The organism is Paenibacillus oryzae (genome assembly GCF_001675045.1).
Lineage (GTDB): Bacteria > Bacillota > Bacilli > Paenibacillales > Paenibacillaceae > Pristimantibacillus > Pristimantibacillus oryzae.
This window is the reverse complement of record NZ_LYPA01000018.1, coordinates 1-26508: the sequence shown is the minus strand read 5'-3', so window position 1 is coordinate 26508 and position 26508 is coordinate 1. Positions and strand designations below refer to the sequence as shown.

Annotated in this window: 16 protein-coding genes; all 16 read right to left on the bottom strand. The window is 52.6% G+C overall.

The features are described 5' to 3' along the window. Positions 1–127: 127 nt before the first annotated feature. The 16 genes from A7K91_RS00365 to A7K91_RS00290 all read right to left on the bottom strand — a co-directional run bounded on the left by A7K91_RS00365 (position 128) and on the right by A7K91_RS00290 (position 26107). Positions 128–1177, bottom strand: a complete 1050-nt coding sequence (locus tag A7K91_RS00365; RefSeq protein WP_068678537.1) for a LacI family DNA-binding transcriptional regulator — start codon at positions 1175–1177, stop codon at positions 128–130. Between the two features lie 133 nt (positions 1178–1310). After that, positions 1311–2126 (bottom strand): 5-deoxy-glucuronate isomerase, encoded by an 816-nt coding sequence (gene iolB, locus A7K91_RS00360; RefSeq protein WP_068678535.1) that lies wholly within the window; start codon positions 2124–2126, stop codon positions 1311–1313. A gap of 76 nt (positions 2127–2202) precedes the next feature. After that, positions 2203–3234 (bottom strand): inositol 2-dehydrogenase, encoded by a 1032-nt coding sequence (iolG, locus tag A7K91_RS00355; RefSeq protein WP_068678533.1) that lies wholly within the window; start codon positions 3232–3234, stop codon positions 2203–2205. Positions 3235–3316: 82 nt separating this feature from the next. Then, positions 3317–4786: a CoA-acylating methylmalonate-semialdehyde dehydrogenase gene (locus A7K91_RS00350; protein ID WP_068678531.1), complete on the bottom strand. Its 1470-nt coding sequence runs from the start codon at positions 4784–4786 to the stop codon at positions 3317–3319. A 30-nt stretch (positions 4787–4816) separates the two neighbouring features. Next, positions 4817–5815, bottom strand: coding sequence for a 5-dehydro-2-deoxygluconokinase (gene iolC, locus A7K91_RS00345; RefSeq protein WP_068678529.1), 999 nt, complete (start codon positions 5813–5815; stop codon positions 4817–4819). 407 nt (positions 5816–6222) lie between these two features. Further along, positions 6223–7128, bottom strand: a complete 906-nt coding sequence (gene iolE, locus A7K91_RS00340; protein ID WP_068678527.1) for a myo-inosose-2 dehydratase — start codon at positions 7126–7128, stop codon at positions 6223–6225. 138 nt (positions 7129–7266) lie between these two features. After that, positions 7267–9138: a 3D-(3,5/4)-trihydroxycyclohexane-1,2-dione acylhydrolase (decyclizing) gene (gene iolD / locus A7K91_RS00335; RefSeq protein ID WP_068678524.1), complete on the bottom strand. Its 1872-nt coding sequence runs from the start codon at positions 9136–9138 to the stop codon at positions 7267–7269. Positions 9139–9467: 329 nt separating this feature from the next. Then, positions 9468–11723 (bottom strand): glycoside hydrolase family 88/105 protein, encoded by a 2256-nt coding sequence (locus A7K91_RS00330; RefSeq protein ID WP_068678523.1) that lies wholly within the window; start codon positions 11721–11723, stop codon positions 9468–9470. Further along, entirely contained in the window at positions 11723–13483 is a 1761-nt protein-coding gene (locus tag A7K91_RS00325) for a hypothetical protein (protein ID WP_342671717.1), read from the bottom strand. The genes A7K91_RS00330 and A7K91_RS00325 overlap by 1 nt, the downstream gene beginning before the upstream one ends. A gap of 41 nt (positions 13484–13524) precedes the next feature. Then, positions 13525–14397 (bottom strand): carbohydrate ABC transporter permease, encoded by an 873-nt coding sequence (locus tag A7K91_RS00320; protein WP_169833355.1) that lies wholly within the window; start codon positions 14395–14397, stop codon positions 13525–13527. A gap of 57 nt (positions 14398–14454) precedes the next feature. Further along, positions 14455–15357, bottom strand: coding sequence for an ABC transporter permease (locus A7K91_RS00315; protein WP_068678519.1), 903 nt, complete (start codon positions 15355–15357; stop codon positions 14455–14457). Between the two features lie 112 nt (positions 15358–15469). Then, complete coding sequence (locus tag A7K91_RS00310) at positions 15470–17095, bottom strand: extracellular solute-binding protein (RefSeq protein WP_068678517.1); 1626 nt, start codon at positions 17093–17095, stop codon at positions 15470–15472. A gap of 231 nt (positions 17096–17326) precedes the next feature. Beyond that, entirely contained in the window at positions 17327–19597 is a 2271-nt protein-coding gene (locus A7K91_RS00305) for a helix-turn-helix domain-containing protein (RefSeq protein ID WP_068678515.1), read from the bottom strand. Positions 19598–19803: 206 nt separating this feature from the next. Beyond that, on the bottom strand, positions 19804–22095 hold the full coding sequence (gene metE, locus A7K91_RS00300) for a 5-methyltetrahydropteroyltriglutamate--homocysteine S-methyltransferase (protein WP_068678513.1): 2292 nt from the start codon (positions 22093–22095) through the stop codon (positions 19804–19806). Between the two features lie 523 nt (positions 22096–22618). Continuing rightward, positions 22619–23521, bottom strand: coding sequence for a LysR family transcriptional regulator (locus tag A7K91_RS00295; protein ID WP_068678511.1), 903 nt, complete (start codon positions 23519–23521; stop codon positions 22619–22621). 270 nt (positions 23522–23791) lie between these two features. Beyond that, complete coding sequence (locus tag A7K91_RS00290) at positions 23792–26107, bottom strand: FAD-dependent oxidoreductase (RefSeq protein WP_068678508.1); 2316 nt, start codon at positions 26105–26107, stop codon at positions 23792–23794. Positions 26108–26508: the final 401 nt, after the last annotated feature.

Below are 26508 nucleotides of genomic sequence, written 5' to 3'. Positions count from 1 at the left end.
CCATTAAAGTGGATAGTTAACACTTCGACAGAGGCTTATGGAAATCCTTGTTAGTTAATTGGTCCGTCGTAGAAAAAAAAGAAGACCGCGCAGTTAAGGCGGTCTTCATTCTTCAACAGTATTGTAATTAGCGGCGGGAACGCGGAGCGGCCGTTGAGGAGCGGATAATCAGCTCTGTTTGCAGCGCTATACGCTGCGGCTGCGCCCCTTGTGCCGCGGTCTGCGCCCGCTGTGGCTGCGACTGGCGCTCGCGGAATTCGCGCAGCAGCAGCTCAACGGCAGTAGCTCCAAGCTTTTCAACTGGCTGCGCAATGGAGGTCAGCGGCGGATCGGTAACAGAAGCAAGTATCGTATTATCGAAGCTGACTACAGATAGCTCTTGCGGAATGGAAATTCCTGCTTCCTTGGCGGCCTGCAAAGCGCCGATTGCCAGCAGATCATTACAGCAAAACAGCGCCGTCGGCCGTTCCGGCAGCGCCAGCAGCTCTCTTGCCTGCCGCCGTCCGTCCTCCACCCGGTATTTGCATTGGCGTACATGATCAAGCGGCAGCTCAATGCCCTGCTCGTCTAGCCGCTCCCTGAAGCCGCGCAGCCGCTCCCGGCTGCTGCTGATCTCCAGACTTTCGGACAGAACCGCCATGCGCCGATGTCCCAGCCCCAGCAGATGCTCTGCCGCATCGCGGCCGCCTTGACGGTCATCGGAAACGACAGTATGCGCTATTGTCCCGGCATAAGCCTCCCTGCCTATCATCACGGTTGGAATAGACCAAGCGTTATCCCGCAACATCGAAGTATCGCCAACGCCCGTTCCGATAATAATGCCGTCAACCTGCTTTTGCCTGAGAACGGAAATATATTGCTCAATCCTCTCATTCCTGTTATCAGTCCCGCATATGATGACGCTATAGCCAAGCTCATGTCCCCGCTGCTCCACCGCACGGGCCACCTCCGCAAAAAACGGATTGGCAATGTCCGGAATGAGCAAACCCAGCGTATACGTATGCTTTCCGGTCAGAGCAGAAGCGATAACGCTAGGCTGATAGTTTAACCGGTCCATAATGGCAATGATTTCGCTGCGCTTCTCCTGGCTGATTTTGCCCTTGGCGTTGATTACCTTGGAGACCGTCGCGATTGAGACACCGGCTTCCTTTGCAATATCATAAATAGTTGCTTTCATATCCGTTTCCCCGCTATGAAATCATGTAATGGAATCATTTACCTCTATTATGAAGGGATCAAGACTCCTTTGGCAATCCCAACCGGAAGCTGGCGGTCAAAAGAATAGGCAAACAGCCCGCGATAACACTTGTCTATCGCCGTTTCGGAAACAGCCATTCATGATCCGGATCATTATAAAACTTCCATGTCCGGGTCGGCCCCGCCATTACGTTCAAGTAATACACCTCGTAGCCGGCAGGAGCCGCAACGGGATGATACCCCTCCGGCACCAGCACCGCCTGCCCGTCCTTGACCGCCAACGTTTCGTCAAGCGTTCGATCGTCGGTATAGACCCGTTGAATGGCAAAGCCTTGCCCCGGATCAACGTGAAAATAATAGGTTTCCTCCAGAAGCGACTCCTCTGGCAGAGCGTCCCGGTCATGCTTGTGCGGCGGATAGCTGGACCAGTTTCCTTCCGGCGTAAATACCTCCACCACAAGCAAACTGTGCGCGGGATGGCTCTCCGGCAAAATATTTTGCACCAGGCGCTCCATGCTTCCGCTGCCTCGAACCTCCACGCCAACCTGCTCCGGCGCTATAAGCCTCGCTTCATAGCCGCCGCCTGATGGCGCGGAGCATACCGCAAGCTCCAGCTCCGTTAAAGCAACAACCTCGTATCGGTCAGCCCCCGGCACATATACCGAATAAGGAGGGATTTTTTCAAATACGCTCATCCGGGCGCCGATATTATTCCATTCCGCCTTTGCCGTCGCTACATTTGCTTTGCCGCTAAGAAGCACCAGACAAACCTCGCGTTCACCCGTTTCGGCGCTAAAGCTTTGTCCCGCCTCAAGCTTCACAACCTTAAACCCAACATAAGTCCAGCCCGCCGATTCCGGCGTAATATCGAGGACTACGCCGTCCGCTCCGGGATTTTCTAGCTGGGGCACTATCAGTTTTGATGCCATTGTTTTTTCACCTCTCGCTTTTGCTTTTGTGCTCACCCATATGACAATCAGAATCGCTCTGTTTATGCTTGCTGGCCTATTGCGAAATTGCGGATTGGGCAGCCTCCGTCAGCTTGACAGGCCGGCCCAGTTGGAGCGATTGTTTGGCGGCAAGCGCCATCAGCTCTGCCTGATAGGCATCCCGTCCGCTTACCGGCACAGCTGTTCCATCTTTTATGCTGGCGATAAACTGCGCCGCTTCATCAATATACGCGCCATTGTACCGCTCCAGGAAAAAATGCAGCGGCTTGTCGCGCCGTACGCCTTCCGCCGTATGCACCTCGGCGCTGTTGGGATAATCATTGGATACGGCAGCGCTGCCGCCTGAGCCGAATACCTCTACGCGCTGGTCGTAGCCGTACACCGCCTTGCGGCTGTTGTCGATTACGCCTAACGCTCCGCTGGCAAAAGTAATCGTAACCACCGCTGTATCGACATCTCCGAACTGTGCAAATACGGGGTCCACCAGCACTGCGCCGGTAGCATATACTTCAACCGCTTCGCTTCCCGAAAGGTAGCGGGCCATATCGAAATCATGGATCATCATGTCCATGAACAAGCCGCCGGAAACCTTAATATAATCCGCGCTTGGCGGCGCGGGGTCGCGGGACGTAATTTTGATCAGATGGGGATCGCCGATGTCGCCGTTCCTTACAAGCTCCCGCACTCTGCTGAAATTATGGTCGAACCGGCGGTTAAAGCCAATTTGCAAAATAACTCCGTTGCTCTCCGCCGCCTCTATCGCTTCCTTTGTTTCGGCAAGATTCATGCTGACCGGCTTTTCACAAAAAATATGCTTGCCCGCAGCTGCTGCCTGCTTGATCAACGGAACATGCGTATCCGTTGGCGAGCAAATAAAAATAGCCTGAATGTCGGGATCGGCAAGCAATACGCCGCTGTCCTGCGCGACGACCGGAATGCCCCGCTCCGCCGCCCACTCCCGCAGCTCGTCATTTCCAAAAGGGTCGCTAATGCCGGCGACCGCCGCTTGGGGATGTCTCAGCAGGTTTTCCGCATGGATTCTGCCGATGCGCCCCGCTCCAATAATGCCAATCTTCACCTTGTCCATAGATATAAACCCCATTTCATCGGCATGTACTTCTCGAAAACTTCACTTCGTGCTGAAGAGTAAACTTGATGAATTTTGACGCCTACCAGCGGGCAGTCACCATTTTTTTGCGAGTGAAAAACTCTACGCCGTCCGTGCCATTGGCATGCAAATCGCCGTAAAACGACTTTTTCCAGCCGGAAAACGGGAAAAACGCCATAGGCGCCGGCACGCCCAAATTAATGCCCAGCATGCCTGCATCAATCGTTTCGCGGAATTGACGCACGTAGCTGCCGTTTTGCGTAAACAAGCAAGCTCCGTTGGCAAATTCGGAACGGTTAGCCAGTTCGATAGCTTCCTCCAGGGTTTCCGCACGAACAATCGACAGTACGGGAGCAAAAATTTCGTCCTCCCAAATTTTCATGCTGCTGTTTACACCGTCAAAAATCGTCGGCCCGACAAAATATCCCTTCTCCTCCGTCGCCGCATCCTTGCGACCGTCGCGAAGCAGCAGCGCTCCCTCCTGCTCTCCGATTTCAATATATTTCAACGTCCGCTCCTTGTGAGACTCCCGAATAACGGGGCCAAGGAACACGCCTTCCTCCATACCGTTGCCGATATTCAGCCCATCGGCGGCTTCCTTCAGCTTCGCAACAAGGGCGTCGCCAATATCGCCAACCGCAACCACAACCGCACACGCCATGCAGCGTTCCCCGGCCGAGCCGAAGGCTGCGCCGACAATTTGCCCCACCGCTCCATCCAGATCGGCGTCCGGCATTACGATGGAGTGATTTTTAGCGCCTGCGAGCGCCTGTACTCTTTTGCCATGAGCAGTGCCTTTTGTATAGACGTATTCCGCTACCGGCTGCGAGCCAACAAAGGAAATCGCCTTGATATCCTTGTGCTCCAGCAGACCGTTCACCACATCATGCGCGCCGTGCACCACGTTCAGCACGCCAGCCGGCAGGCCCGCTTCCGCAAACAGCTCCGCCAGCCGGTTCGCAAGCAGAGGCGTCCGCTCGGACGGCTTCAATACAAACACATTTCCGCATGCAATCGCCAGAGGGAACATCCAGCACGGAACCATCATCGGAAAGTTAAACGGCGTAATGCCGCCAACGATGCCAACGGGGTAACGGTACATCGCGGATTCCAGATTCGTTGCGATATCCGGCAGCACCTTGCCCATCATGAGCGATGGCGCGCCCGCCGCAAACTCCACGCATTCAATGCCTCGCTGCACCTCTCCGTAGGCTTCGGCATAGCTTTTTCCGTTTTCCAGCGTAATGATTGTGGCCAGCTCATCCCAATGCTCCACCAAAAGCTGCTGATATTTGAAAAGGATCCGCGCCCGGCGAGGTACGGCCGTGCCGCTCCAGCCCGGGAAGGCCTTCCGCGCAGCCTGAACCGCCTCATCCACCTCGTCCGAACCGGATAGCGGCACATGGGCGATGATTTCTCCGGTTGCCGGATTGTAGACCGCTTCGGTCCGCGCCGATCGGGAAGCCACCCATTGTCCTCCGATAAAGTTGCTGATGTTTTGCGCTTGATTGTTAGCCTGATTGTTAGCCATTTGTTGTCTCTCCCCTTTCTTGTCCTTCTTTTATGCTTGAGTCCCTTGTTCAGCCTGAGCGATGAAATCATTCACTTGCTTTGCCGTAGGCATGGCGTCGGAGCAGCTATGGCTGGATACAACGATTGCAGCCGCCGCGCTGCCGTAACGCATGCAATCCGAAACGCTCCATTGCTGCATCAAGCCATACAGAAAACCGGCCGCATAGGAGTCCCCCGCGCCAAACGTCTTGATGACCTTTGCCTGAAAGCTGTCCGCGCGATGACTATTGCCATCCTTCGTATAAGCGATAGAGCCTTCCTTGCCGTGCTTGATGACGACGATGCCGGCCTTGTAGCCGAACCATTTTGACGCCGTAATCTCATCGCTTCGTTCCGGATTTTCTCCAAATTGCTCCATCATGTCGAATTCCTCGCGGGTGCCGATGATGATATCGCATTTTTCCGCCGCCAGATTGTAAAATACCGCCGTTTCCTCGTCCGACTTCCACGTATATGGCCGATAATCCAGATCAAACGCGATAACAGCGCCATGTCTGCGGGCATACTCCAGCGCCTGGAATACCGCTTCGCGCGAAGGGCTTTGCGCCAGCGCCGTACCTGAAATGAGCAGCAGTCTCGTTCCCGCGATCAATTCCTCGTTTACCTCGCTTGGCTCCAGCAGAAGATCCGCTACATTGTCCCGGTACATCAGGATGCTGCAATCCGTTGGACTTTTAATTTCCGTAAACGCCAAGCCTGTTACAGCTCCTGTCCGGTCCGTTACGACTCCGCTGGTACTGATGCCGTTTTGCTCCAGATACCGGACGATAAACCGGCCCATCTGGTCATCCGCCACCTTGCCGACAAAACCGGCGTTCAGCCCCAGACGAGCCATGCCGATACATATATTCGCCGGCGAACCTCCGACGTATTTCGTAAACGTAACCGTATCTTCCATAGGCCGGTTGATTTCATTGGCGTTCAAGTCGATACATAAACGCCCGACCGCGACAAAATCGCTTTGCTTGCCGGTTGGAAACTGAATCATGCCGTCATCTATCCCTTCTTACTGGAAATTGTTCAAAATCGCTACAGGCTCAACGGGGTGCCAACAGGCTTTCTGCCGGGTATGCCTCACTTGCAACTGCGAGCCTGCATATTGCGACCGGAGCCGCTTTGTAGATAGTTCTCTTTTCTGCTGCTTGAATGACAAAGACATCCATGACCGTTAGAAGTCATTTTTCAAGAAAAATCAGTTTCTAAAGGACATCCGCGACCGTAAGAGCATCTTTCTGCTCCAAAAACCGTATTTTTACCGGCCTAACGGACAAATGTGACCGTTCTTTATGAAAAACCAAGCAATTGAGGGCTCTTACGGTCATCCATGACCGCTACAATGCTGCACAACAAATCATTCATGACCGCTACACTGCTGCTCAACACATTTACTTTTTGTTACGACTGAGCCGCCAGCATTCTCAAATAGCTCAATGCCCGTTCCGCATAAGGATACGGAGGATGAATCGCCGGGTCCTGCTCGCCCTCCAGCATAGCCCAGCCGTCATATCCTCTTGCCTGCAGCTCCGCGATAATAGGGCCAAAATCCAGACATCCGTCTCCCGGCACAGTGAAAACTCCTCTGCGGATGCAGGTCACGAAATCGCACCCGTCCCGCCGCGCCTCGTCCAGCGCCTCCTGGCGTACATCCTTCAGATGCACATAGCCTATCCGGTCATAGTGCTTCTTCAGAAGGCTTAGAGGATCGCTTCCGCCGTAATAGGCATGGCCGGTATCGTATAACAGCCAAACAAGCGACGGGTCCGTAAGCTCCATCAGTCTGTCGATTTCCTCCGGGCTTTCGACAACCGTTCCGCCGTGATGATGATACGTCAGCTTCATCCCGTATTCCCTGGCGATTGCTCCGGCGGCGTTGAGGCCATCCGCTAGGCTTCTCCAGCCCGCTTCATCCAGCCGCAGCACTTCCTTTTCATTTGGCGTACGGCGAGGGTCAAAATGGAGCGAGCCCCCAACCTCAGCCGTGCTGATTACGGTGCTTCCCATTCCATGGAGAAATTCCACATGCTTGCGATAAGCTGCCAGCTCCTGCTCTAGCCAGGAGGGATCGGAAAACAATACCGACTTCCACTGGGAAACCAGCTGAAGCCCGCGCGATGCCAGCTCCGACTTTAATACCTCGGGATCTTGCGGATACTTTCGGCCCATTTCCGTTCCCGCCAGGCCTAACCTGCTAATATCATCCAAAATGCTTTCATACGTCGTATCCGCCCCATGCTCTCGCACATCCTCGCCAACCCAATTAATGGGATGTGCACCCAACTTGAATGTAAACGGTTTGCCCATTGCTTCCCCTCCCGTTTTTGCGCCCGCCTATGCTCACCGCTGTCTCAACCTCTTGCGCGGGTATGTCGCTGCATATACTGCTTTCTTGACCCTGATGGCTTGTTTCAAATGCATGTACCTGTATAGAACCTCATTTAACTACAAGCTGCGCGCCTCGCCGCTCCGCTTCGCCATCCGTTCATGCGCCGCCTCTACCTTTTCGCTAGCGGATACCTCCGGCACGCCAACCCGCCACCAGGATTCGTATCCTCCGGAATTGGTTCCCGGCAGCACTTTAATGTCGATTAGCGTACTTGTGTTTTCCTGGCTCGCTTGCTGCAGCGCGGAGCGAAGCTCCTCCTCCGTTGTGGCCGTATATGCCTTTACGCCCATGCTGCGGGCATGAGCCGCAAAATCGATAGGCAGATAAGCTCCGCCCAGCCTGTCGCTGCTGTCCCGATAGCGGAATTCATTGCCGAAGCCGTCGCTGCCATGCTCGCGCTGCAAATTATGAATGCATTGGAAGCCGTGATTGTCAAACAGGAGAACCGTAATTTTGACTCCTTCCTGAAGACTTGTCACCAGCTCGGAATGAAGCATCAAATAGCTGCCGTCGCCCACCAGCGCATATACGTTGCGGCTTGGCTCGGCCAAAGCGGTACCAAACGCTCCGCTAACCTCGTACCCCATGCAGGAGAATCCGTATTCCATATGATAAGTTCGAGGTTCGGCAGGACGCCACAGCCGGTGCAGATCGCCCGGCAAGCTGCCCGCGGCGCAAAGCACAACATCAGACGGCTGCAAGCTTTCGTTAATGATACCCAAGACGCGTGTCTGCGCCATGCCTTCCGCCGCCTCCAGCGCATAAAGGCGGTTTACTTCTCCGTCCCACTCCGATTTCAGACCCGACAGCTCACCTTCGCCGTATCCGCTCCGATAACCGGAAGCCGTCAATGCCGCCTTCAAAGCTTCCAACCCTTCGCGCGCATCAGCCGTAAGGCACAAGCCGTCCAGCTTAAAGGAATCAAAGGCGCTTACATTCAAATTGACAAACTGCACATCCTCACGTCCAAAAGCCGATTTGGATGCCGTTGTAAAATCGGAATACCTCGTGCCGACGCCGATAATGACGTCCGCCTCCCGCGCCAGCCGGTTAGCTGCCATCGTTCCCGTCACGCCAACGCCGCCCATGTTAAGGGGATGGTTCCAGGGCAAAACGCTTTTTCCCGCCTGCGTTTCCGTTACCGGAATGCCAAAGGCCTCGGCAAAAGCCTGCAGCTCCTTCTCAGCGCCGGAATACAACACCCCGCCGCCAGCGATAATAAGCGGCCTGCGTTTGCCGGCAATAAGCTCCGCTGCGCGCTTCACCTGACCCGAAGCTGCCGGGCGGCGGTCGATGATGTGTACCCGTTTGGCAAAAAACGCCACGGGATAATCGTAAGCCTCCGTCTGCACATCCTGCGGCAGGGCCAGCGTCACCGCTCCTGTTTCGGCTGGATCGGTCAGCACCCGAATCGCTTGCAGAGCCGCGCTCATCAGCTGCTCCGGGCGAACGATGCGGTCCCAGTAGCGGCTGACCGGACGAAATGCATCCACGGCTGATATCGTATAATCGCTTGGAACCTCAAGCTGCTGAAGCACGGGATCAGGCTGCCGGCAGGCAAAATTGTCGCCTGGCAGCAGCAGCACCGGAATGCGGTTAATGGTAGCTGTAGCAGCCGCTGTCACCATATTCAGCGCTCCTGGACCGATGGAGGAAGTGCAGCCGTAAATTTGCAGTCTGCCGGATTGTTTGGCAAAAGCCGCAGCCGCATGCACCATACCTTGTTCATTTTTGCCCTGAATGTAACGAAGGTCGCCTCCGTCGCGCTCCAGCGCCTCGCCGATTCCCGTTACGTTGCCATGACCAAAAATCCCCATAATTCCTTTAACAAATTTGATTTCCTTGCCGTCGACCGACACATATTGATTATCCAAAAACCTGAGCAGCGCTTGTGCCATCGTTAATCTGACCGTGTTTGCTTTGTCCATGCTTTTTTGTTGCCTCCTTCCATATAGTAGCCTTAGCCTTAGCCTCATCTTCTTCTGTCTTCGCCTGATGCCGTCCGGGAATTGCTTATCCATTCCAGCCAACCTTCCAATCTTTACATCCAATCATCTATATAAGCTCAACTATTGACGCTTCGGTCATTTAGTTGAGTTTATATCGTTTATTGAAGGTGCGAATTCTCTTTCGTCAGCCTCATTCATTGCATAAAAAGAATCATGGCGCTGTTACATGGCTTCATTCCAGTGGGGTAAGCGCTTAACCCGCTAAATGCCAAGCATGCGGCTTACGCCCCATGCAGCAGCTTTTATGTTTAACTTGTTTTCGCCAATGTCCGCTTGAGCAAGCTGATCTCCACGCCAGCCAGCATCATAATGCCGATGCCGTGATTGTCATTAATAACGGTACGCAGATCAAACATGTAATAGTCCGCGCTATACGAATATCTGGAGCCGCTGCATACGCCGTGCACATTGCCCTGACGGTCGATGGCTTCGCCCGCCAGCCCACGCCACGCCTTCAGCGCCGCTGCCGTATACCGCTCGGGATCGTTCAGCCAGCCGAAGCGGACGCCGCGGGCAAAGGCATAGGCAAACATGGCTGTGCAGGATGCCTCCTCGTAAGCATCCGGCCTGTTCAGCACTTGATGCCATAACCCCGACTCACCCTGCACGGCTGCAATCCCTTCGCATAGCTCATGCAGCATAGCAAGCAAATCATTGCGCTGAGGGTGGGTTGCTGGTAGCTTCTCCAGCAGCTCCGTCAACGAAAACAGACACCAGCCATTGCCCCTGCCCCATGGAATGCGGGTCGCTTTCCCATATTTAAAATCAAAAACATGGGACATCAAACCTTCGGATTCCATAAGCAGATAGCTGCGGAATAGCAGGAATTGCCTGGCTGCTTCGTCCAGCGCTTCGCTTCTTCCGGTTGCTTCCGCATAACGAATCAGGAAGGGCGCGCTCATATACAAATCGTCGGCCCACATCGTCGTTGCGGAATATTCCCCGGGACATAACCGGTAAAACGCTCCATCCTCCCGCCGCTCCAGCTTGCCCAGCATAAACTCCGCGATACGGTCGGCGATAGCCATAAAGCTTCGGTCGCCTGTCATCAGATGCGCCTCCAGCATCGCCGAACCAAACGAGCCGCAATTGTCCAGCATTTTAATCAGGACAAGCTGGTGATTAATCGACGGAAAGCCGTATTCATCGCGATCCCATAGCGAGTAGTCATACATGTCCGTGCAGGTGCGAATATGCGAAATAGCGTAATCGGTCAAATCCTGGCGTCCCAGCTCGCGGCCCATGCGCAGCAGACCATACATCGTAACGCCAAGCGGGTAATCCCACCGTCCGTAATTGGTGGCCGAGCCGGTTGTCCATTTGTTGCTCAACATCGCATTTTCGTAAAAAGGCCGCATTCTGGCATCCGGCGCATCCAGGCTCCAGTACACATAGTTGCCCGGAGCTGTCGAAGGAAATAACATCGAAGCGGCGCAGGCTTCATCCGGCTGTCCTTCAAAAGAAGGATCGCAAGGTCCTGCCAGCAGCCAAACGCCATCATGACCATGCACAGGCAACGGCAGCTTTAACGGCAGCTCCTGACCGTTTGCTTGATTAACCGCAGTCAGCGTAAAGCCCCAGCCTGCTCCGCTTCCTCCCGTTTTGACAAAAACTCGCAAAACGCCAGGCTCGACCGAAGCCGCTATGCTGTAGCTGCCTGTGTCCTTGACATCGGCGGCAAGCCTATCCGCAAGCCAGATACTTGTTGGCCCCTTCACCTCTCCGCGAAGAATAACCTCTCGTACGCCATAAGGAATCTCAATAGAGCTCCAGCCATAGCCGACAGCCCCGTCCAAAGATATCTCCCTTTCGCTGCATTCACGCTTGAACACGCGCTCAAAGCTGCTCAACGCAGCTTCATCCGGGCTCCAATGAAGGCGCGGAAGCCAGGCGCAGCCGCTATGCTCCTCGGTACCAGTGAAATCCGGCACGCCGTGCTCCCCGCCGAAGCGGGATTCACTGAAGGGCCCCGCATACACCCAGCCTGCGCTGCCGGAACGAGTGGCGAACGGAGACAATACCTGAAGAATTCTGACTTTGCCTTCCTCCGCGCCAAAACGGCAGCCAAATCCGGCTTCCGTCCGTTTTGCTTCCAGCAGGAGCGTATTCCAGCCTTTACGCAGCAGCAGCGGAATAACGGCGCGCGCCCCGGGCTTCAGCTCGTCAACCGCCGTCGACCGATAAACCAACGCACCGTTTACATAAAAGCAAACAGGACCAAAGGACTCCAGCAAGGCGTCCAATGATCGTTCGTCATCGCTCCAGACTATTCCGTACATGTACCCGTAAGCGCCATCCCCCGCTTGAGGCATTTTTTCCTGCAAATCCATTTCATACAGCCCGTCTCCATTTTGCAGAAAACCGGCTTTGGAGAAGGAACGCATTGCAAACGGGATACGAGGATTGGCTCCAACATACCGGTTTGCCAGCACCTCCAATACCGCTTTTTCGTCTTCGCCAAACCAATAATGCGCGCTTTCGCGGTGTTCCAGATAAGAGGCCATTACGATTCTCCTTCCTTTGCCGCACCTTTCCCTGACAGTCTGATGTGTATGGTATGATCGTAAGGTGTGAGCAAATTGACTAATAAAGTTAAACATCCCGGCGGATAAGCAACATTGTTAAAGCCCAATGCTGTATGACGGAGGGAAGCGCCTTCTATCTCCATCCAATCCTCTCCCTGGCCGTAACGGACAATGCCGGAGCTCCATAGCCGCAATGATGAACTGGCAGGCTGAAGCCCCTCGCCTTCAAGCTCTCCCGCCCCGTCAAAAACGAGGGAAAGCTGAGTCATCATCGGCTGAGACATGCGGCAGCGGATTGTAATGGACCAGCCCTGCTCCGTTTGCTGCACCTCGGCTTCCACCTCGTGAGCTTGCTCATGCGTGACAGGTCTTAGCTGATGGGGCAGCAAATACCAGGGGCTAACGGGACCGGACGAGCTCAAGGGCAAATGCTCCCCCGCAACGGGGCCGTAATACCCTTTTTTCTCGCTTCCGCTCAGCTGATAGCCGCTTCCTTTCTCCTCCAGCGTCCCCATTTTGACAAAGCCGGGGCCAAAGCTTGAAGAGACTTGAACGGCAAGCAACCGGGCCGCCCCATGTCTCAACGCAAAAAAGGAAGTTCCCTCCGTCATAACGGTGGCGCTGCTCTCTCCATTCCTTATCCGGGCGACGGGCGCTCCGAATTCGGGATGCAGCCGGCTGTGATAAATCACTCCGTTATGCCCCGCTTTGTCCATATCGCTCAAATAACGCTCCCGGTTAAAGCCTTTGTTCAGCACGACCCGATAAACTTCAGGCAGTGGAGCCGGTTTGATAGAAAGCTCCTTCAGCTTGGGTAAACGCAGCAAGCCGGTCAATACGTTGTTTGGCAAACCGCCAGGATGGTCCAGAAGCTCGCCGGCCAGCTCCGACATTGCGGCTAGCTCAGGATCGCCGTCATGCTGGGCCATCCAGCGGGCTGCAAGGAAATAGGGCCCAAAATGGTGCTTTACGCCAAAATCCTGCCTGCCGGAATAATCCGTAACCACCTCGCCGTCGGGATGAAGCAGATAAGCCATCATCTTCAAATTCCGGCGGACGGGCTCCAGCAGCTCCGGCATATCCAGCTGCTCCGCTGTATAAATAAGAGCAATATCGCTTACAGCGTTGTAGATGCCATTGCTACGTTCCGTCCATTCGCCGTCCTCCGTGCAGTCCAGCCCCTCCGCAAGCCATTGCAGCGCTCGCTCCTTCAGTTCCTCCCGCCCCGTCAGCTTATATAGAAAACCAAGCGCCGCCGTTAGAATCCAGCGGTGATTCGGCGTATGGCAGCCGCCGCTCAGCATGGCAGGCACGGTTCTCTCCAGAAAAAGCCGCAGACTGCTAGCGGCAGCCCCAAGCGGCGGCCACTCCTCCCGCAGCAGCAGCTCATGCACCTGAGCCAGGCCGCTAATAACAAACCCGGTATCCGGCGGGGAATGCATATTGGTCCAAGGCGGCGATATCGTGCCGTCCTCATGCTGGGAAGCCAGCATATAATCGATACCGCGCTGGAGTCCGGCCAGCAGCTCCTTGCTCCTGTACAATGAGGAATCCGGATTAACAATCGCCGCTGCCCATATGGCCACAAACATGGCCGTGCCAAGATGGCTTGGCGAAGGCAAGCCGGTTGAAGGCTCCGCCACCCCGCCAAAAAACGGCCCCTTCTCCTGTACCTGCCGCTTCAGCCCCTCCAGCGCCCAGTCATCATTACGTTTGACTATATGTTCGTATATGCTCACAACGTTTTACGCCCCCATCCTTTTTCCCTTTTGCAAACCTTCTAGCCTTTGACCGCGCCAAGCATCACCCCGCTGACAAAATAACGCTGCAGCCACGGATACACGATCAAAATCGGCACCGTTGCAAAAATGACGCTTGCCGCCTTCAGTCCCTCAGGAACCATCGTTGTAATCTGCGAGCCTTCATTTTGCAGCAGGTCGGTAATCATGTTGTTCTGGATCATCTGGTACAGCTTGAGCTGAAGCGGATAAAGCTCCGGCTTTGTAATGTACATCAGCGTATCCTGGAAGCCGTTCCAGCGGGCAACGGCATAAAACAGACTTAGCGTCGCGATCACTGGCATGGACAAGGGCAGCATGATGCTCAGCAGCGTTCGGAAATGGCTGCTTCCGTCGATTTCAGCGGACTCCTCCAGGCTTTCCGGAATGTTATTGAAAAAGGAAACCAGAATGATGAGGTAAAACGGATTAATCAGCCCCGGAAGCACCAGCGCCCAGATTGTATCCAGGAAATTCAGGTTTTTGATCAAAATATATTCCGGGATAATGCCGCCGCTGAAAAACATCGTAATGACCACAAGCAGCATAATCCATTTGCGGCCCTTCAGCTTCTTTTTGGACAGCGGATACCCTATTGCAATCGTCATCAGCATGCAAAGCGTTGTTGTCAATAAAGTGAGCCAGATGGTAAAGCCCAAAGATCGGATCATGGCCGCATTGGAAAACACCTTGGAATAGGCCTCAAAGTTCAACTCAACGGGAAGCAGGCTTACCTTTCCGGAGGTGATGGCTCCCGGCGAGCTGAGGGATACGGCAAAAATATGGATAAATGGTGCCAAACAAGCCAGGGTGGCCACTAATAGGATAATAAAGTTGACGGCATTAAACGTCCGATCGGCGGTATACGCTTTCACAATTCTCCCGCTCCTCTCCATATCAGCTTAATCAGGAAAACTCCTGTTATTTTCAAATTACATAATGCCTTCGTCTGTCAGCTTTTTGGATGTATAGTTGGCGCCTAATACAAAGATCAGGCCAACTACAGCCTGGAATAAACCAACTACTGTGGCAAGCGTATATTGGCCGGATTGAATGCCCACCCGGTACACAAAGGTACTGAGCACATCCGCATATTCCCGAACCGCCAGATTGCCGATAACAAATGGACGATCAAAGCCGATCGTTATCATATGGCCAAGGTTGATAATGAGCAGGACTACAATTGTAGATCGCAGCCCGGGCAGCGTAATATGCCAGATTTGCTTCAGCCTTCCTGCGCCGTCGATGCCGGCCGCCTCGAATAGCTCCTTGTTAATGCCCGTCAGGGCCGCCAAATAGATAATCGTTCCCCAGCCTGCGCTTTGCCAGACTCCTACCAGCAAATACGTAATCAGCCATTCATTTTTGCTAGTAAGAAACGGTATGGCGTCAAAGCCAAGCCCGGTAATCACATTGTTGATCATGCCGGATTGAGTGCCAAACACCTGATAGACGATTCCGCCAATAATAATCCAGGAAATGAAATGCGGAATATAAAGAATCGTTTGCGACAGCTTTTTGAACCATAAGATTTTCATTTCATAGAGCAAAATCGCCAGAAACAGCGGCGCCGGAAAAGAAACCAGCAAATCCAGAAAGTTCAGCATCAGCGTATTGCGAAGGGTCAAATAAAAATCCTTCATCGCAAATACCTCTTTAAACGCCTCCAGGCCAATCCATTCGCTTCCGCCAATGCCCTGGAAGAAGTTAAAATCCTTAAACGCAATTTGAATCCCGTACATGGGACCGTATCTGAAAATTAAAAAATAGGAGACTGGCAGTAAAAGCAGTGCATAAAGCTGCCAGTATCGAAGCAGATAAGAAGTTGTACGCACGGCGGTTTCCTCCCTGACGGCGCCGGGCCGGGGAGACGGGAGCCAGCTTAAGGCTGGTCCCCCGCTATCACGCTTGACTTCAGCATGCTCCCTCGCGCCCGAGCCAATCTCTTTATTTGGACTGCATTTCCTTGTAAACCTCGATACGCTCGTCCAGAATGGCCTGGCCGCCGCTTGCCATATAATCCTTCATCAGTGATTCGTACATGCTTTCAAATTGATCTGGCTTAGCCATTGTTGTTTTAACAATAATTTCGTTGAATTTATCTTTAAGCGTGGTTGCGTATTTGGTTTGCGCTTCGATCGGTCTGGACATCAGCAGCGGCTCGATTCCGTCGGTCAGGGCGATATTCTGAGCTGCTTCAACCTCAGCAAAAAACTTGCTTGGCATTTGCATCGCGCGAGCCTTCAGGTTTTTCTCTTGACTGCCCAGCTGCTTGCCGTTAGAGATAATGCCCATATCGCCGGAATTGTAGAGGCGGTCAAGCACATCCTGCGGCTGATCGTCCATCGCTACGGCAATGCCGTCGACCAGCTTGTAGTTTTCGTTTTCAACGCCGTTTTGGATATGGAACAGGTGATCGTCGGATACCATCCATTCCAGATATTTGACCGCTTCAACCGCACGCTCGCTGGATTTCGGAATCATAATATACATGCCGTTTGCAGCATACAGCGGTTTAGGATGTTTGCCCTCTTCATTCGTGAATGCGTCAATCGGCGTCAGCTTGGCGCCTGGAACATTCGTTTGCAGCAGATCATACATGAGATTTTCATAAAACGGGTTAATGTCATCCTCGGAGAAAAAGCCGACTTTACCGTTGGACACGTCTTCGCCCAGCTTTTTCTTGTCATTATCCAATCCAAAGTCCTTGCTCATCAAACCTTCGTTAAACAGCTTGTTCATGAACAACAGGCCATCCTTGAAGCCAGGCAGCAAAATCGGATAATCGTTGGAGCCAAGCTGTTGGGTAAGCGTATATTTTTGCTCGTCCGTCATAGGCTTGATAAACGACCAGAGCAGCGGCTCAAACTGGGCGTTTGCAATTGTCATGCCCATAGGGATAACCTGACCGCCTGTTTTGCCGGGATCTTTTTCTTTAAACGCTTTCAATACCTCGTAAAGCTCCTCCGTTGTCTGAGGAAGCTCCATACCCAGCGTTTTCAGCCAGTCCTCGCGGATAAAGGAAGCATATTTGCCTATATTGGCGCGTTTGGCCGGAATGGCGTATTGAACTCCGTCGTATTTGCCGTAGGCCATTAAATCCTCACCAATAAATTCTTTAAGCTTTTTACCGTGCTCATCCAGCAGTGGACCAACATCCGTCAAGCCTTGTTGCTTGGCATAGCGGTTAAACGTATTGGGGTCGTACGTAAATACGATATCCGGCACGTTGCTACCGCTTGCCATCAGCACGTTCAGCTTCTCTACTTCCTCGGACCGCGGAACAGGCACAAATTCAACATCAATGTTGTTGGGATCGCCAAAGCTTTTTTGCACGTAATTGGTTAAATAGTTGTTAGTAATGGTAGCTCCCGCCGGCGAATTGCCGCGGTCAAACACTTCAACCTTCAAGGTGACGCGTTTGGAAGGCTTCTCTCCCCCATTGCCTGATGAGCTTGGTTCGCTGCTGCCGCCCGAATTAGACGAGCATGCTCCGAATACCATTGCACAAGCCAAAATTAATGCAACAACCGACCCTTTTTTTGTCCATGCCTTACGTTTCTTCCCGTTCATTGTTCCAACCCCTTCTTAATGTGATGTTGGTCACCCGATGCGGCGTTTGCAATGTTGCGTATGCGTTAAATGTCAACGCTTACATCTCGCTTGCTTCATGTCGTCATCGGATTGGCTCCAGTATGTCATGGTGACTTGGGGTACCGCAATAAACCAGTTTCTGATCCATAAACTCCACTGATTTTGAGCGTAAATAAACGGAATAAACGTTTTTCGTACACTAAACCAAATTCAAATCATGCTGCTATTACGGGCTTTCCCCGGCTTCATCTGCAGTTTTCGGAAGTCTCCCGGAGTGACGCCAGCCATTCGTTTAAACACTCTGCCGAAGGTAATGGAATTGGCGTAGCCAACCCGCAGCGCAATTTGCTGAACGGTTTCCGACGTATCCGCCAGAAGCTGCTCCGCGCGCTCCATTCTGAGCTGAACGAGAAAATCGACAAATTTCATATTAAACTCTTCCTTAAACAAATAGCTGCAATATTTGGCGGATACCTGAAACCGGTCGCTTAAATGCTTTAGTGACAAATCAGGGTTGTCAAAATTTTCTTCAATATACGAACGCATCTCGTTAATCATGGCGCGATGGTTTTTGGTTTCGCTATGGGAGACATACGTACGATACATTTCCGTCAGCCGGTCCAGAAAAAGACTCTTCAGCTCCTCCAGGGTAGACGCGGCTTCAACCGCCGCACGCCATTGCTCGACCTCTCTTCCTTCGAAGTGGGCCGTCAGCTCTCTGGACATGCCGTCCAATTCCCGCGCAAGCATTTCCAGCGTTGTATCCAGCAGCATCACAATTTCCGAGTCTCGCAGGCAATCTCTCTTCATTTGCCAGAACAGGGTCTCCGCGCAATCCCGCCAGCTTCCGTCAACAAGTCTGAACTCTCTGACCAGCTCGGCGCCGGACTGGACGTAAACATACCAGCTGCGGCTGCCTGAACCCGGCAATTCTTCGCTGACAAATACCGTTTGGTTCTCCAGCGACATTTTGTGCTGAAGAGCTTCAAGCGCAGCAGAATAGGATTTTCCGATGTCGGTCCAGCTCTTGACGGCGGGACCAACGCCGAATAACAGCGACATGCGCAGATGATCTTTGACCCACTCATTTCCTTTATGCACAAAATCGGTAATTTGCTCTTTAGCCGGTGCCTCCTCGTCGCAGAAGCCAACGATAATGCCGATCCGGTTTTCGGATACCCATTCCGCAAGTCCGTACATACCGTCCGCTTGCGCCAGCTCCTGCATCACATTCATAAGCGCAAACTTCAACGCATGCTGGTCCCTTGTGGAAAAGTCGCTTCGGAAATCGCCGTATTGGCTAATTTCCGCTACAATAAACGCCATTTTGGACAAGGTGGTTTTTTCGGGCACCAGCCCCAGCTTCCACAGCCTTCCTTTAACCTTGTCAAGCTGCTCGCCATGCACGATATCATGGAACAGCTGCCGCCGATTGACCAGCAAATTTTCATGGCGCTGCTTGTCATAATCCTCGGTTTTTTGAATCAGGCTTTCCAGCGCATTGTCGATTACGGCGAGTTCATCCACCTTTTGGCCAAATGTTTCGCTGCGCAAGGAAACCGATTCAACCTTGTTCATTATTACCCGGATCGGTTTATAATTTTTTCGCGTGATGTAAATGATATACAACGTTGCAAGCAATACTGTAAGCGCACCTACGCCAACCCAGATGTATGAAACGAACGACAGCCACATAAACAGCTGCTCCGTCACGATGCCGCTTTCAAAGGTCCAGCCCGTCAAAGGGATTTCAACCTTGTTCAGCACCTTTGGCGAGTTTTCTGTCGCATCAGCGGGTTGGCTTCCCGTCATCGTGGAGAACAGAAGCTTCCCGTCTGCATCCCGCACATTAAGCACGGATACGTCGTCGTTGATCATGGAGCGCAGCATTTGCTCTACCGCGTACATATTGATATTAATGATCACAATGCCGTCCGTCCCAAAAGGAAGCGGCTCCCGCTTGAACATTGAAATTATTTTTTTCTTCGGCTCCAGCTTCAGCTCATGATAGGTGCGAATGTCCGACCAGCCGTTGTATTCGGGATTGGCAAGCGCCTGCTCAATAAAGCTTTTGTCAGCGAAGGAGTCCCAGCTTACCAGCCCGCTTCGGGTCAGCACCTGTTTATCCTCTATCCGGTAAATATACATGGAATCAATGAGGGAATCGCTTGCAACAATGTCCCGCATGCTGGCCACTACATTAAACATAATTTGGTCGCTGCGCTCGGTAAGCTCGGGATTCAGAAACTCCCGGTAATTTTTATTTTTCTGAACCTCGCTCAGCATGTCCAGCTCAATAGCCTTTAACGAACGGGTAAGCCGATCCGCTGCGTAGCTGGTTGTTATTCGATCCGCCTTGATCGTTTCTTTGTGAGATATATCATTCAGCATTATAAATGAAATAAAAACAAGTATCGTCACGGTAAACAGAAAGATCGGAAAGTAGGAAAAAAACAATCTTCGGAACCAATTTTTATGCATGGCGGCACCTCCATTGTTGTAAGCGCTTACCAAAAGAAGGTAAGCGCTTACCCTACGCTCTATATTAAACAATATTTGAGTTAGTTTCAATGGGGAAAACATTTACATGAAAAAACACCCCGTACAGAGGACATCGGACAACATTATGTTGTCCGACATCCGCCATATGGAGTGTTTGTTATCACAAGAAAACGTAACCCTGCAGTTTAACCTTTAACGCTAACGGCATATTTTTCACGGGCCTTTACCGTAGCTTCAACCATAATGCGAAGCGCAGCTACCGTTTCTTCCTGCTTACGGGTTTTCAGACCGCAGTCCGGATTGATCCAGAACAGCTCCGGCGGCAGCACGCGCAAGGCGCGGTCGATCATAGAGGTCATCTCGCCGACGGAAGGAACACGCGGGCTGTGGATGTCGTAGACGCCAAGTCCAATTTCCTTGTCGTACGTAAATTCTTCAAAGCTTCCAACCAGCTCGCCGTGGCTGCGCGAGGTTTCGATGGAAATCACATCGGCGTCGAGCGCGCTGATGGACTCGATAATATCATGGAATTCGCTATAGCACATATGCGTATGAATTTGCGTTTCGTCCTTCACCGTGGAAGTAGACAAACGGAATGCCTTGACCGTCCACTCCAGGTAATGAGCCCAATATTCGCGCTTGAGCGGAAGCCCCTCGCGCATAGCCGGCTCATCCACCTGAATCATGCCGATGCCTGCAGCCTCCAGCGCCTCCACCTCTTCGCGAAGCGCCAATGCGATTTGATAAGCAACCTCCTCGCGCGGCTTGTCGTCCCGCACAAAGGACCAGTTCAGAATCGTAATAGGTCCCGTCAACATGCCTTTGACGGGCAGCTTGGTTAAGGATTGGGCATAAACCGTTTCCGTTACGGTCATTGGCGCCGGCAGCTCCACATCGCCGAAAATAATCGGCGGTTTTACGCAGCGGGAGCCATACGATTGCACCCAGCCGCCCGACGTAAACGCAAACCCGTCCAGCTTTTCGCCGAAAAATTCAACCATGTCGTTCCGTTCAAACTCGCCGTGTACAAGCACGTCCAGGCCAAGCTCCTCTTGAATGCCGATCCAGGTTTGAATTTGCTCGTTAACAAAGCCTTCGTATTGCTCGTTGCTCCATTCGCCCTTGCGCCATTTCTGGCGCGCGCTGCGCACCTCCGGCGTTTGCGGGAAGCTTCCGATCGTTGTTGTCGGCAGCAGCGGCAAATTCCAGCGCTTGCGCTGCGCTTCACGGCGCACTGCTGTATAGCTTGGTCTCGCGGAAGGCTGCGAGGCCAGATCCGCAATGCGGCGATGCACTTCAGTGCGGGCGCGGGAAGGCGATTGATTCAATGCTTCGCGGCTTGCCTTGCTTGCCGCCACTTCAGCCGCAACGGCTTCGGCTCCCGCCCGGCCGCCTTTGGCCAAGATGGCGATTTCATTCAGCTTTTCCTCGGCGAAGGCAAGCGCCTCGCGCAAAACGGAGTCCAGACCATACTCCCCTGCCGCGCTGACCGGCACATGCAGCAGGCTGCTGGAAGGTTGTACAATGATGCGATCCGGCGAAACAATGCCGGCCAGCTTGCCCAGCAGCTCCAGCTTTTCGCCGAGATCCGCTCTCCAGATGCCTCTGCCGTCGATCAGCCCCGCTCCAAGCACTTTATCGGAAGGGAAGCCGTGCTTGATTACGGATGCCAGATTTCGTCCGCCGTCATGGACAAAATCAAGCCCTATGCCTTGTACCGGCAAAGCCGTTACAGCCTCGTAGTAGTCCACCGCTTCAAAGTAGGTTTGAAGCTGAATGTTGATGCCTGGTACAGCGCTTGTCAATTCCTCATATAGGGCTGCAATCAGCTCCAGATCGCGGTCGCCAAGCGTCGTGGCCAAAATCGGCTCATCGATTTGAACCCATTGCACGCCTTCTTCAACCAGCTCCGAAAGAATTTGCTTATACAATGGAAGCAGCTTGCCGATCCAGCTCTCCAGCTCTTCCTGTCCATATCCTTTGGACAGTTTAAGGAAGGTGTACAAGCCCAACAGCACCGGGCGGGCGTTAATGCCCAGCTCCGCTTTTGCTTCGCGGTATGCTGCCAGCGGACGGTTGATCGTCAGCTTTGGTTCAATGCCGCCAAGCTCCGGCACGATATAATGGTAGTTCGTATTAAACCATTTGGTCATTTCGCACGCCGTTGCTTCTTTATTTCCGCGGGCAAGCGCGTAATACAGCTCCAGGGTCGGCACCCCTCCGTCATATTGGAAACGCGACGGCACCAGACCAAACATCGTGGAGGTATCCAAAACCTGATCGTAATAAGTGAAATCGCCAACCGGAATCAGATCAATGCCGCGCTCCTGTTGCGTTTTCAGATTGCCCAATCGGATCGCCTTCAGCTCGGCATGAAACTCCTCTTCACCAAGCTTGCCGCTCCAAAATGCCTCCAGCGCTTTTTTCCATTCCCGGTTCCGCCCAATGCGTGGATAACCCAAGTTTCCGCTTTTCATATAGTACTCTCTCCCTGTCAACGATTATTTAAGCTTATTTTTTATGAAGGTTGTGATCTCGCTCATATATGCTTGCAAGAAGAAGATACCATATGAAAAGGGGTATAAAGTAACACTCATAAGCTATTGCTGGTTATAGCCAAAAGCTATACCCGAATTCACACAAAAAACCAGCCTGTTTTCGGGCTGGTTTTGGCTCCCAAAGGGGATCACGAGTATTAAGAAAAGTATTTAAAGGTCTGATTTTTAGTAGCTCAACCTAACTATCAGTGCTTGATATTCCGTAAACAAAAATGTGGGTTTGTACGAAATTCCACTCAAAACACCGTCTCATGCCCGGCAATAAGAACGCTTGTACGAATTATCGTACAAAAATAAAGGATAATCCCCTCAAATAGGTAATTTTGTACGATTGTTCATACAAAATGGCCCAAATGGCATTCAAAAGCTCAACTTTTATACGAATATTCATACAAAATGTACCATCCACGAAGGTTCAGCATTAACGGCATGGTGGTTTGTTTTAAAGCGATAAGGTTTCGTGTAGTGCTTCGATGTAGGCCGCCCCCAGCTTGGAGAGCGCTGCGTTGCGGTGCGCGATCCAGCCGACATGAATGCTTTCGTCGCTTTCCAGCGGAATCGGGATAATTTCATTCCCGTTCAGGTCGGCGCTTAACACGCCTGTCGAGATCGTATAGCCGTTAAGCCCGATCAGGAGATTAAACAAGGTGGCGCGGTCGTTGACGCAGATGCTTTTTCGATGGGACAATGTGCTTAATATTTCTTCCGAAAAGTGAAAGGAATTATATTCACCTTGCTCAAAATACAGATACGGATAATCCTGCAGCTGCTCCAGCGTTACGCTGGCATGCTGCGCAAGCGGATTTTTGACGCTGATAAAAATATGAGCCCGCGCCTTAAACAGGCTGGTGAATGTCAAATTTGCATTTTTGAGCAGACGGTTAATGACTTTGGCGTTGAACTCATTGACATATAGAATGCCAATTTCGCTGCGCTGAGTTTTGACATCCTGAATAATTTCATGGGTTTTCGTTTCGCGCAGCGCCAATTCATATTCGTCATGCCCATGCTCCGCCACAAGCTTGACGAAGGCGTTGACGGCAAACGCATAATGCTGGGTCGAAACGGAAAAATGCTGCGGCGCTGGCTTGGCGTTCAAGTATCTGCTTTCCAGCAGCTCCGCCTGCTCGATGACCTGGCGCGCATAACCCAGAAACTCCGCCCCGTCCTTGGTAAGGGAAATGCCTTTGTTTGTTCGTTCAAAAATGGAAAGGCCGATCTGTTCCTCCAGCTCCTTGATTGCGCTCGACAAGCTGGGCTGGGAAATAAACAAACGTTTGGCCGCTTCGTTCATGGACCCCCTCGTCGCAACCTCAATGACATACCGCAACTGCTGAAGCGTCATGCCTCTCCGCTCCTTTGCCAGTTGGCATGATCCCTGATCGCTTCTCCGCTTGTAGCCGCATTAAAAATAGTCATCCCGTTCCTCTCCCCGTGCAGATATTCTATTGACCATTATACCATCGGATCAAAACACGGGGAAATGGCCCGGAATCAAGGAAAGCTTTGAATCAAACAACCAATTAAACAATCTATCAAACAATCTATCATTCAATCACTTATCTATTCACTTATTCAATCACTTATCTAATCACTTATTCAATCACTTATTCAATCAATAGCATCTTACCTCGTAAATACTGGCGGAGGCATCGCCGTTCGTCGCCTGGACCACAATGCGAACGGCGTCCGTCACAACCGGCGCTTGAAGCTGATGAATTCTCAGACGCTGGTAGTTACCCTTTTCTATCGCGATAATCTGCCAATTGCCATTGATCCGGGCTTCGATCACATAATCCTTAGGACATTGGGGATCGCGGTAAAATGGCGCATACCGATGATATTCCGTACGCAGATGTCCAGGGAAGGTCAAATGCACCTCCCGCAGCTCGCGGGTTTCTGTCCATTCCAGCTGAAGCCATTGATCCAGCGGCTGGCTGCCGTCCGACCGCCAAACATTGGTGTAGCGATGCGGACGAGTGACGCCGCTGACGACATTGGCTGGCTCGAAGCAGCTCTGCGGCGGAGAAATCCTGTAGCTCATTGTAGAGCCGTCGGCGGAATAACGTCTCATCCGTCCCGCTCCGATTTCGTAGGCGGATGGATGTCCCGGCACAAATGTACCTGCGGAATGCCATTGCACATTCTCATTCGGCAGCAGGTCCAGCCTCACATATGAACCTGGCTTCAAGCCGCTTTCCGTTCCCAGATTCAGCTCCCATCGGAACCATTCTTTTGCCGAATGCGGCGGCACCTCCAGCCTATGAGCGACAAGCACAGTACCCGTATTCACGCGATAATCCCAGATATGGTCTACCGGAACCAGCTCCAATCCTATAGGCTGTGTTGTGTCGCTGTCATTGCTCAAGCAGACCTCAAGTGAAGCTATGCCATCGCTGCCAACCGCAATCCACTGTCCACGGCGGTGATTCAGCGGCTCCGGCGGCGCCTCGGCATTATTCCGGCTCCAGAGGGATTCCAAACCTCCCGTGTGGTCGACGCTTTCCGGTCCGGCCCCGTGAAGCAGCTCCTGGCTGCTGGCGGTAACCGTCGCCTCTCTGGCAAAATCGCCTTGATCCTCATTAACCACATTAGGCAGGAAGCAGCCGTCGCGCAGCAGCTTTTGCTGCAGCTCCTTCGCCGCTTTATCCGGCAGCTCCTTGAGCGGAATGCCCTTCTGCAATGCCATAGCTGCCGCTGTGCCCGCCGCCTGTCCCATCAAGGCCGTTGTCGCCATGACGCGAACCGTGCCAAGCGCCGCATGCGTGACGCTGACGTTTCGGCCGGCCAGCAGCAAATTGTCAACATCCTTTGCTATCAATATCCTCAGCGGGATGCCGTAGGGACCGCAGTAGCTTTTGACCGCGTAATCCGTCGTTTCGGTGTAGCCCTCCGCGCTTGCCGGTTCGGCAGTTGGAGCCAGCAAGCCGCCCGGTGTATGCAGGTCGATAAACCAGCCGCCAAACGCAATTTCATCGGGAAAAACGGTACGGTTGACCGGGTCATGCTCCGTCATCAGATATTGCCCCATGACTCTGCGGCTTTCCCGCTTGCCTGGTACCTGGCCGATCCAATCCAGCGCCAAATTTTTGGCCTGCTCCTTCAGCTTGGGATCTTTGTTTTTGATCCAGTCCCAGATGCCCAGCGTATGGCGGGTCAGCTCATGGCGAATGGTTTCATTGTCGTACACTGTATTCCATGGCACTCCAATTTCGATCCACCAGTAGCCGGCTTCAATGTCGTAAACCATACGGCCTTGCTTGTCAAAAAAATCGGGATCATCGTAGCTCACTGCCCAATCGGGAGCGGAAAACGGCACAGGGCGTCCCATATCCTTAGCGCGAAAATGAATGGAATTTCCCATCGTTGCATCACTTGCCTCCAGCGGCGCATGCGGCTCATTAAACTCATCGCGGCCTTCCGAGCCCCAGCGCCACTCGCAGCCCGCCATGTCGGAAACAACGGCGTCGCCCGTACAGTCAATAAACAGATCGCCCTGTATGGTTAATAATGTTTCTGCACCCGCCACACGTCCCGAAACGGATGTCAGCTTGCCTTCGCCATCCATCTCTACCTCAACAATAGAGGTGTTGAGATGGAAGCTTAAGTTTGGCGTATTCACCGCCATGTTGTACATCGTCAAATCCCAAACACTGTTTGTCCAGCCGTTTTCACGGATTTTTTCATGGTTAATAGCTCTTTCTTCAATAAGCAGCTCCGATATAATGCCGGTTTCACGCGCATAATTGTGGAACGCGGCGGCTCCATGCGGAGTTACTCTGATTTCCGACGAGCTGTTTCCGCCAAAGACGGGCCGATCCTGAATCAGACATACGGTTGCACCCGCTCTCGCCGCAGCCACCGCCGCGCAAAAACCGGCCAGTCCCCCGCCGCATACAACAACCTCGTAACGCTCTGTCACATTTTTCATTGAGTAACCTCTCCTTTTTTGTGTAAGCTGATCAAAATAATGCTGGCAGGTGTGCCCGCCGCCGCATGAATGGTTCATCCGATTGCAGTTGCTTGCGAATCATGAATGACTCATCCGAACGCAGTTGCTTCCGGAGCATGAATGCTTCATCCGAGCTCAGTTGCTTGCGAATCATGAATGACTCATCCGAGCGCAGTTGCTTGCGGATGTCTTGATTGAGTTCAGCCTAATAATCTGCCTTGACGTTATTTGTCTTTCTGTCGGTCATTCATGACCGTTACAGAGTGAATGTGCTGGATTTCCTTTAAATAACGGTCACCGGTGTCTACGCTTGACCCATAACACTTCCTTAAATTTACAGTAAAAAGCGATAGCTGCTCAAGACGTTTTGGAACACTTGG

What these genes read in the sequence shown, in the direction of transcription:
- iolB (WP_068678535.1), bottom strand. Translation starts at nt 2,126, where the DNA reads ATGGCATCAAAACTGATAGTGCCCCAGCTAGAAAATCCCGGAGCGGAC.
- iolD (WP_068678524.1), bottom strand. Translation starts at nt 9,138, where the DNA reads ATGGACAAAGCAAACACGGTCAGATTAACGATGGCACAAGCGCTGCTC.
- A7K91_RS00290 (WP_068678508.1), bottom strand. Translation starts at nt 26,107, where the DNA reads ATGAAAAATGTGACAGAGCGTTACGAGGTTGTTGTATGCGGCGGGGGA.
- iolC (WP_068678529.1), bottom strand. Translation starts at nt 5,815, where the DNA reads ATGATTCAGTTTCCAACCGGCAAGCAAAGCGATTTTGTCGCGGTCGGG.
- iolG (WP_068678533.1), bottom strand. Translation starts at nt 3,234, where the DNA reads ATGGACAAGGTGAAGATTGGCATTATTGGAGCGGGGCGCATCGGCAGA.
- A7K91_RS00350 (WP_068678531.1), bottom strand. Translation starts at nt 4,786, where the DNA reads ATGGCTAACAATCAGGCTAACAATCAAGCGCAAAACATCAGCAACTTT.
- A7K91_RS00330 (WP_068678523.1), bottom strand. Translation starts at nt 11,723, where the DNA reads ATGGCCTCTTATCTGGAACACCGCGAAAGCGCGCATTATTGGTTTGGC.
- A7K91_RS00365 (WP_068678537.1), bottom strand. Translation starts at nt 1,177, where the DNA reads ATGAAAGCAACTATTTATGATATTGCAAAGGAAGCCGGTGTCTCAATC.
- A7K91_RS00305 (WP_068678515.1), bottom strand. Translation starts at nt 19,597, where the DNA reads ATGCATAAAAATTGGTTCCGAAGATTGTTTTTTTCCTACTTTCCGATC.
- iolE (WP_068678527.1), bottom strand. Translation starts at nt 7,128, where the DNA reads ATGGGCAAACCGTTTACATTCAAGTTGGGTGCACATCCCATTAATTGG.
- A7K91_RS00310 (WP_068678517.1), bottom strand. Translation starts at nt 17,095, where the DNA reads ATGAACGGGAAGAAACGTAAGGCATGGACAAAAAAAGGGTCGGTTGTT.
- metE (WP_068678513.1), bottom strand. Translation starts at nt 22,095, where the DNA reads ATGAAAAGCGGAAACTTGGGTTATCCACGCATTGGGCGGAACCGGGAA.
- A7K91_RS00295 (WP_068678511.1), bottom strand. Translation starts at nt 23,521, where the DNA reads ATGACGCTTCAGCAGTTGCGGTATGTCATTGAGGTTGCGACGAGGGGG.